The following is a 12299-nucleotide window of genomic DNA, read 5'->3' on the forward strand; positions in this document are numbered from 1 at the left end:
CAGAACGTTTAACCAGCAATCGAGAGCGCTCGCAAAAAATTGCCCTGGCCCAGATATGCCAGAATTTACTGGCCGGGTTCCATTCGGGTGGGGAAAAACAGGCGGGAAAGTTAGCGCCATTGATTCATCTGGCTTATCTCCGCAAGGGTGGGGATTACTAACTGGTCGCCGACGGGTCTGCCCTATAAAGCGGTTTATCCCCACGCATGTGGGGAACACTCAGAATTGCCGTCTTATTTTGCAGTGTCTTACGGTTTATCCCCACGCATGTGGGGAACACTTATGCGTCCACCACGCCTGCACAGGGGCATTTGGTTTATCCCCACGCATGTGGGGAACACGCTGTTGATAGTAACCCAGACGCGCCACTGTGCGGTTTATCCCCACGCATGTGGGGAACACCGGATTATCCTTCCTTGTGGAGCACAGGAAATCGGTTTATCCCCACGCACGTGGGGAACACCTCCATAGGGCTGCGCTCGTACATCTCCCTGACGGTTTATCCCCACGCATGTGGGGAACACGCGCCCGCGATCTGAACAGCAAGCGGCGTTTCCGGTTTATCCCCACGCATGTGGGGAACACGCGCTGGCAAGCCACGCGGAAAATTTCCGGGTCGGTTTATCCCCACGCATGTGGGGAACACGCTTGCGGATGTCGTCCGATTTTTCAGCAAATGGGTTTATCCCCACGCATGTGGGGAACACATGAGCTATTTCCGGCAGACTCACGGCATTGAGCGGTTTATCCCCACGCATGTGGGGAACACTTACGATAATTTTGGTAATACCCTGCTCAAACCGGTTTATCCCCACGCATGTGGGGAACACTGGCTGCGGTTTCTTCACGGCAGAACTACAGGCGGTTTATCCCCACGCATGTGGGGAACACACTGCAGGGGTGGATGTCCGCGCGAAAAATAGCGGTTTATCCCCACGCATGTGGGGAACACGAAGTTGCCGAGAGAGTAAACCCTGCCGGTTTCGGTTTATCCCCACGCATGTGGGGAACACGTCTTTCAGCGCTACCAGAGTGGAGATAGCTCCGGTTTATCCCCACGCATGTGGGGAACACGCAGGAGCGTATTGCCGCCAGGTAAAATCGTGTCCATCCTGTTGCCGCCATCCTGGATAATATTTATCAAGGCTTTGTTCGGTTAGGACGTTCGCCCAAACGGTAGTTCGTAAACATGGCTGCTGCACCAGGGTAGTAATTGGTGTACCGCCACGTAGTCCGCTTTTAAAGCCACCGCCGAAACCAGGCGCGTTACCAGCCTGGTTGAATAGCGCAATAGCGGTGCAGCCAGAACATAATGCATCGCCCTGCCCGGGTTGATTTACAAAAGCACAGCTGGTGGAGCCCGTTAACCCGACCATTAGCTTGTCCATGCCGGTAACGTCCTTTGCCGCCACACCTTTTACCTGCATAAACGGATATTCTGGATGGGCTAAGTCAAAATCCGCTTTGTAATCCTTAATACCGTTGAAAAATTCATCTGCCGTAAGCGGCTTTATTATGCGCTGCGTTAGTTGATTAAGATCCTCTGGCGGCCATAAGAGTTGGACAATGCTGATTAATAGTTGAGTGGCTGCCATCTCCATGTCGTCGCGCGGTAAACTAAGCAAGCGCTTTTGCGGGTCACACAGCAATTGCTGCAAGGTAATTTGTTCGAACTCCCCTCTTTCTATTGGCCGGGAGGGAATCCATGGGTCGGTCAGAAGGTCCATCACTCCTCCATAATTAATATTTTCTGGTTAGTCAGACGACAAAATCCGCTGACAATAATTAAACTAAGCTTGCCATTTAAGGCATGCAACCAATAAAATCAAGTTGCTTTTGTTAAATTAAATTTTTGTGATTTAAGTCTGAAGCTGTCAGTATCTTGCTTCCCCATCTTCATGGGGATAAACCGTTGCTGTTGTTTTGCATCGCTAGTTCCTAAAATCTTTTGGGCTGCAAATGGGAGTGACCTTCATTCCCATTTCCCGAGAATAAATCAATTTTCCGCCCGCAATCTGAGCGATCCACTGATCCCCCAGCCACTGGCCGGCAACCCAAACTACGCCTTCTTCATCAGGTTCCAACTTCCACTTTTTTTGCCAGCTGCCCGGCACGTTTACCCGATTCAACGCCAGAGTTTCCGCAACGGAAAATTCGTTAAGTGTTTTAATTAACTGACCATTCAGTAACTGCCGACCGGTAGAGGTTTCAATGAAGGGCAGCAATGGCAAACTCATTTCGCCGTCACGTGTCACGGCGCGGATATGGCCATCATCATCGGTAAATGGCGTCATTCTTTGTGTAGTGTTCAGCATCAGGCGGGCGTTATAACGGCGGGATTGTTCCTGTTGGTCAAATCTCTGCATCCCCTCCTCAATCCAGGCTGGTTCATCAGACGATTTTTCTGTTTTATAAACAGAGTTTATCCACTGGCGGTAAGCTTGTGGGAAGATCAAAGGGGTATCACGCAGCTCTTCCAGTAGCAATTGAGTTCGCCACATACACCGCGTGTTAGTGTAAATAAAATTACTACGGCCATAATCCGATTCGTCTGGCAACAGTACGGTCAGAACCGGCTGAAGAAAACCCGTTGGACGCTTGTCACGTTTGTGGCGATGCAAACGCCCTGCGCGTTGAAATAACAGATCTGCCGGACAAAGTTGAGTGATTAGCCAGTCAAAGTCAACGTCCAGAGATTGTTCAACAACCTGAGTAGCTACCAATATACGCCCAACGGTTCGATCGCCGGGTTTACCGAAAAACGTCAGGGTATTCGCTTCTTTTTCGCCGCGATCAACCAACGTAAAGCGTGAATGAAATAACATGACATCAACGTCGCTCGCGCGACACAGCCGCTGATATGCTTGCTGTGCAACATCTACCAGATTACAAATCAGACAAACCTGCGCCCCCGCCCGTGCCGCTGCTATCATATCTGCCAACAAATTTTCGTCAGGCAGCATCTCACAAAGATAGCGGCGATTAACCTCCAGGCTAAACGAGCCCGGCAGATGTTCTGGCATTGCGTAAAGGTCAAAAAAACGGCGCTCGTTGCCCTGCTGCCAGGTTATAAGGGGATAAGATTCGTCCTGCGAGCTTTCACCGGGTTGCCCGCCATAAGTGTCCAATAGCTGCTGCTTTAAGGTGGGCGGTAACGTAGCTGAAAGCAGCAGCGCACTTTGCCCGGCAAGGTATTGCTGATGCAGCACTTCTTCCAACAACTTATGCATATATGTGTCGTAAGCATGGACTTCATCAACCAGTAGAACGCTGCGCGCAATGCCAAACCCACGAATGAAGCGATGCTTAACCGGCAATACGGAAATTAACACCTGATCGATGGTGCAGACTCCAATCTGGCCGAGGAATGCGCGTTTATTACTACGGCTTAGCCATTCACAGCACTGCGCCCAGGCCTCCCCCTCTTCCTTTTGTACTTTTTCCGCCCGCGATTTAACGGCGGAGAATGCATGGCTGAAACGGGAGTTACCATGGGCCAGAATCAGATTCGGTTCATTGAACAAAAGCGTTGCCAGATTATCCAGTCGGGATAACATGGCATTAGCCGTAGCTTGTGTTGGCAGTGCAAAAATAATGCTCTCAGCGCTTCCGCTAGCTAACAACCGCCATGCATAAGCCAAAGCGGTTTCTGTCTTTCCCGCCCCGGTAGGTGCCTCAATAATAGTCAACCCCGGCTGCTCGGGTAGAACATTCACCAGCATTTGCAGCTGGCGTGGCTGCAGTCCTGGCTCCAACAGCGCCTCAATACCTTTCCAATTATTAACCTGACTTATCAATCCACTGCGGGCTAATACCGTTGGAGCATCCTGGTCATAGCGTCTTAAGAAGTAATCAGCCAGAGGCTCCTGAGTAGCCTGGTAGGCAAACGTATCTTCCGTACTCCAGGAGCCAAGCCAGTCAGCAATTGAACAAAACCCTGCCAGAAGCGGAGAGCAAGGCGGGGGAACGTCATTTAAACTCAGTCCGACAGGCTGTAAGAAAAGAATTTCCAGCGCTTGTAACCATGCCTGACGAACCTGTTTATCCGTCGCACCACGGCCTGCTAACCCCGCGCTCAAAGCCAGATTATCCGCTGTGGCAATAGTATGATGTGCGTAAACATAGCCATGGTGCCCGGCAACCGCCTCCATCCACGGTAGCCAGTCCTGGTTGCTATGGGGAGCAGATGGCACTAATAAAAAGTCGTTAAAATCATCGGAATCGGAATGCCCAATATCGATATCGGCATCTTTTTTCAGCCAATAAAGACCTCCGGCTCCATGATCCCACTTTCCATTCCAGGGTGGATTTCTACTGGTTTCATCAGGATTCAGCGCTTGCCATGCGGACCAGCATTTGGCCTGAAACCGAATATCCCACTTACCAAAATCGTGTAGTGCGACAAAAAATAGAAGCCAGGCCCGATATTGTGCCGATGCGCTATCTGCACAAAATTGCTTACGTAAGGCAGGCGCACTATCCCACCAACGGGCAGCAACAGCAGCCACGTCCAAAGAGTGCCAGGCTAGTAAATGGCAGCCGATCGCAGTTTTGTCTTTACTGAGTTGCGCTTTACCCCAATAGCGATACAGCGCACTTGCTTCAACAAACATACAACATCCCTATTTTTCAAGACAATTCCCAAGATAAGCCAAATGAGGAAAATATAAATATTATTTAATGTATTAAAGATCATTAAATCCAGATTGGCTGACTTGTCTCAACTTAGCAGTGAATTATTTTTCTCCGTTCTGAATCATCAAATAGCTCTACTTTTCCACAGTATGTAGCAACCGCCACCATGGGTTTAAGCGGCTATTAACTTATCCATTAATTATCGCCGATGGTTTTCCAGTAGCAGTCAGGGTCAGCCGCAAGCTCACCGGTTAAATCCCGGCAATATCCGCAAGGAAGGTTGTTTTTGCTTTCGGCATAACTCTGATGCATAAAAAAACGGCCCCCTTTCGGGAGCCGTTCTTAGCCCAAAAAGCGCGCTTATTTCTTTTTCGCTTTCGGGTTTGGCAGGTCGGTAATGCTGCCTTCAAACAGCTCTGCCGCCAGGCCAACGGATTCATGCAGCGTTGGGTGCGCATGAATGGTCAGAGCGATATCTTCAGCGTCACAGCCCATTTCGATAGCCAGGCCGATTTCACCCAGCAGCTCGCCGCCGTTGCTGCCGACAATCGCGCCGCCGATAACGCGGTGGGTTTCTTTGTCGAAAATCAGCTTGGTGATGCCGTCTGCGCAGTCAGAAGCGATAGCGCGGCCGGAGGCTGCCCATGGGAAGGTAGCGGTTTCGTAACTGATGCCCTTCTCTTTCGCTTCTTTCTCAGTCAGGCCGACCCAGGCAACTTCGGGTTCGGTGTAGGCGATAGATGGGATAACTTTCGGATCGAAGTAGTGTTTCTTGCCGGCGATGACTTCTGCCGCGACGTGACCTTCGTGCACACCTTTGTGCGCCAGCATCGGCTGACCGACGATATCGCCGATCGCATAGATGTGCGGGACGTTGGTGCGCAGCTGCTTGTCAACGCGAATGAAACCACGGTCGTCAACTTCAACTCCCGCTTTGCCCGCGTCCAGGTTTTTGCCATTCGGCACGCGGCCGATGGCGACCAGCACCGCGTCATAGCGCTGCGGCTCCGCCGGGGCTTTTTTACCTTCCATCGTCACATAAACACCGTCTTTTTTGGCTTCAACGGCGGTGACTTTGGTTTCCAGCATCAGGTTGAACTGCTTGCTGATACGCTTGGTGAATACTTTCACCACGTCTTTATCGGCAGCCGGAATCACCTGGTCAAACATCTCAACCACGTCGATCTGCGAGCCGAGCGCGTAATAAACGGTCGCCATTTCCAGACCGATGATCCCACCGCCCATTACCAGCAGGCGCTCAGGCACTTCTTTCAGCTCCAGCGCATCGGTTGAATCCCAAACGCGCGGGTCGTCATGAGGAATAAATGGCAGTTCGATAGGACGTGAACCCGCGGCGATAATGGCGTTATCAAAATTGATGGTGGTGGACTCTTTCTCACCTTCAACCACCAGGGTGTTGGCGCCGGTAAATTTGCCCAGTCCGTTGACCACTTTCACCTTACGGCCTTTCGCCATGCCGGCCAGGCCGCCGGTCAGCTGGGTAATAACCTTTTCTTTCCAGGTGCGAATTTTATTGATGTCGGTTTTCGGCTGGCCGAATACGATGCCGTGCTGCTCAAGAGCTTTGGCTTCTTCAATAACTTTTGCTACGTGCAGCAATGCTTTGGAAGGGATACAACCCACGTTCAGACAAACGCCGCCAAGGGTGTTGTAACGTTCAACCAGGACGGTTTCCAGACCTAAATCAGCGCAACGGAAAGCAGCAGAATAGCCTGCCGGGCCTGCTCCAAGTACCACGACCTGAGCTTTGATTTCTGTACTCATCATGACCTCTTGTTTATTGCCGGCGGTCAGACGCAGAGCCTGTCCGGTAAGGTCATTTTGCGTCCTGCCAGGCCCGGACGCCTTGCGTACTTCATGTACGCACCGGGTCCTTAATGCGGGGCAATTCACAAATTGACTGCACCAGTCTCGCCTGAAAGAACAGGCTCGTTAAGTCCTTTCTCAACCGGGATAATTTCACCGCAAGAGTTTACAGAATTGTTAATAAACTGCAAACCGCTTCGGTCCCTGAATTCTTACAACAAGGCCGGCATAGGCCGGCCTTGTCCATCATTACATTACCAGGCGACGGATATCCGACAGCAGGTTATTAATAATGGTAATGAAACGCGCACCGTCCGCGCCATCGATCACCCGATGGTCGAAGGAAAGCGAGAGCGGCAGCATCAGGCGCGGCGTGAAATCTTTACCGTTCCACACTGGCTCCATGCTGGATTTCGAAACGCCCAGAATAGCCACTTCCGGCGCGTTGACGATGGGGGCAAACGCGGTGGTGCCAAGGCCGCCCAGGCTGGAGATAGTAAAGCAGCCGCCTTGCATATCACCCGCGGTCAGCTTGCCATCGCGCGCCTTTTTCGAGATCGCCATCAGCTCACGAGAAAGCTCGATAATCCCTTTTTTGTTCACATCCTTGAACACCGGAACCACCAGGCCATTTGGCGTATCAACCGCCACGCCGATGTTGATGTACTTTTTCAGCGTCAGGCGCTGAGCATCTTCCGACAGAGAGCTGTTAAAGCGAGGCATTTGCTCAAGGGCGCCGGCCACGGCTTTCATGATAAACACCACCGGGGTGATCTTCACATCCAGCTTTCTTTTCTCGGCTTCAACGTTCTGCTGTTTGCGGAACGCTTCCAGATCGGTGATATCCGCTTTGTCGAAATGCGTAACGTGCGGGATCATCACCCAGTTACGGCTCAGGTTAGCGCCGGAGATTTTCTGGATACGGCCCAGCTCAACTTCTTCAACTTCACCAAACTTGCTGAAGTCGACTTTTGGCCAGGGCAGCATGCCAGGCAGACCGCCGCCAGCGGCAGCCGGAGCAGACTCTGCGCGTTTCACCGCATCTTTGACGTAGGCCTGAACGTCTTCTTTCAGGATACGCCCTTTACGACCGGTGCCTTTCACCTTCGCCAGGTTGACGCCAAACTCGCGCGCCAGACGGCGAATTACCGGAGTGGCATGAACGTAGGCGTCGTTCTCGGTGAACTCCTCTTTGCCAGAGGCTTTCGCCGCGGCAGGCGCCGGAGCCGCCGCCTTCTGCTCGGTCTGAGCCGGTGCGGCGTCCTGCTTCGCCGCCGGGGCGGAAGCTGGCGCCGCGCCCTCAACTTCAAACACCATAATCAGCGAGCCGGTTTTTACTTTATCGCCGGTGCTAATTTTTATTTCCTTCACGCTGCCAGCAAAAGGCGCCGGCACTTCCATCGAAGCCTTGTCGCCTTCAACCACGATCAGCGACTGTTCGGCGCTGATTTTATCGCCAACTTTCACCAGTACTTCGGTGACTTCAACTTCATCGTCGCCGATGTCCGGAACCTTCACGTCTTTGCTGCCGGAAGCGGCAGGCGCAGCGGCTGAGGGCTGAGCGTTGCTTTCCGCCGCAGGCGCAGATGCTGCGCTTGCGGAACCCGCCACCTCAAACACCATGATCGGCGAGCCGGTGGAGACCTTGTCGCCGGTGGCGATCTTGATCTCTTTTACTTTCCCGGCGAAAGGCGCAGGGACTTCCATTGAGGCTTTATCGCCTTCGACGGTAATCAGCGACTGTTCAGCTTCAACGCTGTCGCCCACTTTGACCATCACCTCGGTCACTTCAACTTCATCGCTGCCGATATCCGGAACCGTAACTTCTTTGCTTTCTGCGGCTGCCGGCGCAGAAGCCGCTGGCGCGGCCTCTTTTTTCTCTGACGCTTTTTCCGGCGCGGCCTGACCGCCCTCTTCAGCATCAAAGACCATGATCAGCTTGCCGGTTTCGACTTTATCACCCACCGCAACTTTCAGTTCTTTTACCACGCCGGCCTGCGGGGAAGGGACTTCCATTGAAGCCTTGTCACCTTCAACCACGATCAGCGACTGCTCGGCTTCAACCTTGTCGCCTACCTTGACCATTACTTCGGTAACTTCAACTTCATCTGCCCCGATATCCGGAACTTTAATTTCAATCGCCATTGCGCTTTTACCTCTTATGCCAGACGCGGATTGACTTTATCGGCATCGATGTTGAATTTGGTGATGGCTTGCGCAACCACTTTCTTATCGATTTCACCGCGTTTGGCCAGTTCACCCAGAGCAGCAATCACCACGTAAGAAGCATCAACTTCGAAGTGATGACGCAGGTTCTCGCGGCTGTCAGAACGACCAAAGCCGTCGGTTCCCAGCACGCGATAGTCGCTGACCGGAACATAGCTGCGAACCTGCTCGGCGAACAGTTTCATGTAGTCTGTTGACGCTACCGCCGGCGCATCGTTCATTACCTGAGCGATATAAGGTACCCGCGGCTCTTCGGCCGGGTGCAGCATGTTCCAGCGCTCACAATCCTGACCGTCGCGGGCCAGCTCGGTGAACGAGGTCACGCTATAGACATCCGATCCGACGCCGTAGTCCTTCGCCAGGATCTGCGCCGCTTCACGTACGTGGCGCAGAATCGAACCGGAGCCCAGCAGCTGCACTTTGCCTTTGCTGCCTTCCAGCGTTTCCAGCTTGTAGATCCCTTTACGAATACCCTCTTCCGCACCCTGCGGCATCGCAGGCATATGGTAGTTTTCGTTCAGGGTAGTGATGTAGTAATAAACGTTTTCCTGCGCTTCACCATACATACGCACCAGACCGTCGTGCATAATGACAGCGACTTCATAGGCATAGGCCGGATCGTAAGAGATACAGTTCGGAATAGTCAGAGACTGAATATGGCTATGGCCATCTTCGTGCTGCAGCCCTTCGCCGTTCAGGGTGGTACGTCCGGAGGTGCCGCCAACCAGGAAGCCGCGCGCCTGCTGGTCGCCTGCCGCCCAGCACAGGTCGCCGATACGCTGGAAGCCGAACATGGAATAATAGATGTAGAACGGGATCATCGGCAGGTTGTTGGTGCTGTATGACGTTGCCGCCGCCAGCCAGGATGCGCCTGCGCCCAGTTCGTTGATCCCTTCTTGCAGGATCTGTCCTTTTTCGTCTTCTTTGTAGTAAGCCACCTGCTCACGGTCCTGCGGGGTATATTGCTGACCATTCGGGCTATAGATACCAATCTGACGGAACAGACCTTCCATACCAAAGGTACGCGCTTCATCAGCCAGAATCGGCACCAGGCGATCTTTGATAGATTTGTTTTTCAGCATCACGTTCAGCGCACGCACAAACGCGATGGTGGTGGAGATCTCTTTCTTCTGTTCTTCCAGCAGCGGCTGGAACTCTTCCAGCGTCGGCATATCCAGTTTTTCACTGAAAGTGGCCTGACGTTTTGGCAGATAGCCGCCCAGCTTCTCGCGCTGGCCGTGCAGGTATTTGTACTCTTCCGAATCTTTATTGAAGGTGATGTAAGGCAGCGATTCGATCTTGTCGTCTTCGACAGGAACATTAAAGCGGTCGCGGATATAGCGAACGCCTTCCATGTTCATTTTCTTCACCTGGTGGGCAATGTTCTTACCTTCCGCGGTGTCGCCCATACCATAACCTTTAATGGTATGCGCCAGGATAACCACCGGCTTGCCTTTGGTTTCCTGCGCCTTTTTCAGCGCCGCATACACTTTTTTCGGATCGTGACCGCCACGGTTCAGCGACCAGATATCATCATCTGACCAGTCTTTGACCAGCTCAGCGGTTTCCGGATATTTGCCGAAGAAGTGTTCACGTACGTAGGCGCCATCTTTGGATTTAAAGGTCTGATAGTCGCCGTCAACGGTTTCGTTCATCAGCTGAATCAGCTTACCGCTGGTATCTTTACGCAGCAGTTCATCCCAGCGTCCGCCCCAGATAACCTTAATCACTTCCCAACCGGCGCCGCCGAAGATGCCCTCCAGCTCGTTAATAATTTTGCCGTTACCTGTTACCGGGCCGTCCAGGCGCTGCAAGTTACAGTTGATGATGAACACCAGGTTGTCCAGCTTTTCACGCGTGGCGATGGTAATCGCGCCTTTAGACTCCGGCTCATCCATTTCGCCGTCGCCAAGGAAGGCGTACACGGTCTGGGCGCGGGTGTCTTTCAGCTCACGGTGCTCAAGATATTTCAGGAATTTGGCCTGGTAAATCGCCGCCAGCGGACCAAGGCCCATTGAAACGGTCGGGAACTGCCAGAAATCCGGCATCAGCTTCGGATGCGGATAAGAAGAAAGGCCTTTACCGTGAACTTCCTGGCGGAAGTTATTCATCTGCTCTTCGGTCAGGCGGCCTTCGAGGAAAGCGCGCGAGTAGATGCCCGGGGAAATATGCCCCTGGAAATAGACCAAATCGCCGCCGTCTTTTTCGCTTTGCGCACGGAAGAAATGGTTGAAGCAGACTTCATAGATAGTCGCAGAAGACTGGAATGAGGACATATGACCACCCAGTTCCAGATCTTTTTTCGATGCGCGCAACACGGACATGATCGCGTTCCAGCGAATGGCTGAACGGATACGACGTTCCAGCGTGGTGTTGCCCGGATATTCTGGTTCGTCCTCAACGGCAATAGAGTTAACGTAGTTGCCAACTGCAGTGCCTGCGGCAACATTGACGCCGCCTTTACGAGCCTGCCCCAGCACCTGATCGATCAGGTACTGCGCACGCTCAACACCTTCTTCACGGATTACCGATTCGATCGCCTGTAACCAGTCGCGAGTTTCGATCGGATCCACGTCATTATGTAAACGTTCTGACATGGGTGTGTTCCTTATCTGTGTCTAATACGTTGAGTAAGTCCGGGGCCTGTGTCCCAACTCTCTTTCCTTCCCATTTCATCTAACCTGCAACGCCGCGGCCTGCTGTTCACCTTCCTGATTATTTCAGGAGTGTTGCCGACCGCCGTCACGCTGTAAGGCGAAATTTTCCGGAAACCTGATAAAGCAGTGAGACAGGTCCTGGTTTTGTTGCCGCGTCTTATTTACTGACGCATTAATCTTTACGCTGCTGTAGCCTTCGCAACGAACGCTCACGCCGCGTTTGTTCCCGACTTCTGTCCAGCAGGATTTCTTCAAGAAACGCCAGATGGCGGTGCGACGCTTCACGGGCCTTTTCCGGCTCGCGGGCGACTATCGCCGCAAAAATCCTGGCGCGGTGTTCGCTCACTTTCGCCAGCATTTCCCGGCGCGTATAGAGCAATTCAAAATTCTGATGTACGTTCTGCTTCAGCATAGGACTCATGCTGCGCAGGAGATGTAGCAACACGACATTATGGGCCGCTTCTGTGACAGCGATCTGATACTGCATGACCGCATCGGCCTCGGCGTCCAGATCGCCGCTAAGCTGGGCGGCCTGGATCTGAATATGGCAATCCTCAATACGCTTGAGGTCTTCTTCCGTACCGCGCAGCGCCGCATAGTAGGCAGCAATGCCCTCCAGCGCGTGGCGGGTTTCCAGCAGGTCAAACTGCGACTCCGGGTGACACGCCAGCAGCTCCACCAGCGGATCGCTCATACTTTTCCACAGCGTTGTATGTACAAAAGTGCCGCCGCCCTGACGGCGCAGCAGCAAACCTTTTGCTTCTAAACGCTGGATTGCTTCACGTAAAGAGGGACGGGAAACGTCGAACTGCTTTGCCAGCTCGCGCTCAGGCAGGAGCTTTTCGCCCGGCCGCAGCGTGCCTTCCATGATAAGCGTCTCAAGCTGCTGTTCAATCGCATCTGAGAGTTTAGGTTGACGTATTTTACTGTAAGCCATCATCCCACGGAGCCCGT

5 protein-coding genes, 1 pseudogene and 1 CRISPR repeat array are annotated in these 12299 nt (G+C 52.9%); all 6 genes and pseudogenes read right to left on the minus strand.

Annotated features, from left to right (window positions below; translation table 11 throughout):
* The first annotated feature begins 191 nt into the window (after window positions 1-191).
* Window positions 192-1074: a CRISPR direct-repeat array (repeat unit 28 nt; unit sequence GGTTTATCCCCACGCATGTGGGGAACAC).
* 26 nt (window positions 1075-1100) lie between these two features.
* Window positions 1101-1727: pseudogene (gene casA, locus BTJ39_RS10830) on the minus strand (type I-E CRISPR-associated protein Cse1/CasA); the annotation flags it as partial.
* Between the two features lie 204 nt (window positions 1728-1931).
* Window positions 1932-4613, minus strand: a complete 2682-nt coding sequence (cas3, locus tag BTJ39_RS10835) for a CRISPR-associated helicase/endonuclease Cas3 (RefSeq protein WP_078002706.1) — start codon at window positions 4611-4613, stop codon at window positions 1932-1934.
* Window positions 4614-4995: 382 nt separating this feature from the next.
* The gene (gene lpdA / locus BTJ39_RS10840) at window positions 4996-6420 is read right to left on the minus strand and encodes a dihydrolipoyl dehydrogenase (protein ID WP_078002707.1); all 1425 of its coding nucleotides are present in this window, start codon (window positions 6418-6420) and stop codon (window positions 4996-4998) included.
* Window positions 6421-6711: 291 nt separating this feature from the next.
* Window positions 6712-8607 (minus strand): pyruvate dehydrogenase complex dihydrolipoyllysine-residue acetyltransferase, encoded by a 1896-nt coding sequence (gene aceF, locus BTJ39_RS10845; RefSeq protein WP_078002708.1) that lies wholly within the window; start codon window positions 8605-8607, stop codon window positions 6712-6714.
* A 14-nt stretch (window positions 8608-8621) separates the two neighbouring features.
* Window positions 8622-11285 carry a pyruvate dehydrogenase (acetyl-transferring), homodimeric type gene (gene aceE, locus BTJ39_RS10850; protein ID WP_078002709.1) on the minus strand — a complete coding sequence of 888 codons (2664 nt, stop codon included), beginning with the start codon at window positions 11283-11285 and terminating at the stop codon, window positions 8622-8624.
* A gap of 232 nt (window positions 11286-11517) precedes the next feature.
* A complete protein-coding gene (gene pdhR, locus BTJ39_RS10855) occupies window positions 11518-12282 on the minus strand; it encodes a pyruvate dehydrogenase complex transcriptional repressor PdhR (RefSeq protein WP_078002844.1) in 765 nt (254 codons plus the stop codon).
* Between the last annotated feature and the right edge of the window lie 17 nt (window positions 12283-12299).

The sequence above is a fragment of the Izhakiella australiensis genome, from assembly GCF_002006995.1.
In the GTDB taxonomy this organism is placed as follows: domain Bacteria; phylum Pseudomonadota; class Gammaproteobacteria; order Enterobacterales; family Enterobacteriaceae; genus Izhakiella; species Izhakiella australiensis.

Excerpts from the sequence above, each read along its gene's own strand:
- cas3 (WP_078002706.1), bottom strand. The coding sequence starts at position 4,613 with ATGTTTGTTGAAGCAAGTGCGCTGTATCGCTATTGGGGTAAAGCGCAA.
- lpdA (WP_078002707.1), bottom strand. The coding sequence starts at position 6,420 with ATGAGTACAGAAATCAAAGCTCAGGTCGTGGTACTTGGAGCAGGCCCG.
- aceF (WP_078002708.1), bottom strand. The coding sequence starts at position 8,607 with ATGGCGATTGAAATTAAAGTTCCGGATATCGGGGCAGATGAAGTTGAA.
- aceE (WP_078002709.1), bottom strand. The coding sequence starts at position 11,285 with ATGTCAGAACGTTTACATAATGACGTGGATCCGATCGAAACTCGCGAC.
- pdhR (WP_078002844.1), bottom strand. The coding sequence starts at position 12,282 with ATGGCTTACAGTAAAATACGTCAACCTAAACTCTCAGATGCGATTGAA.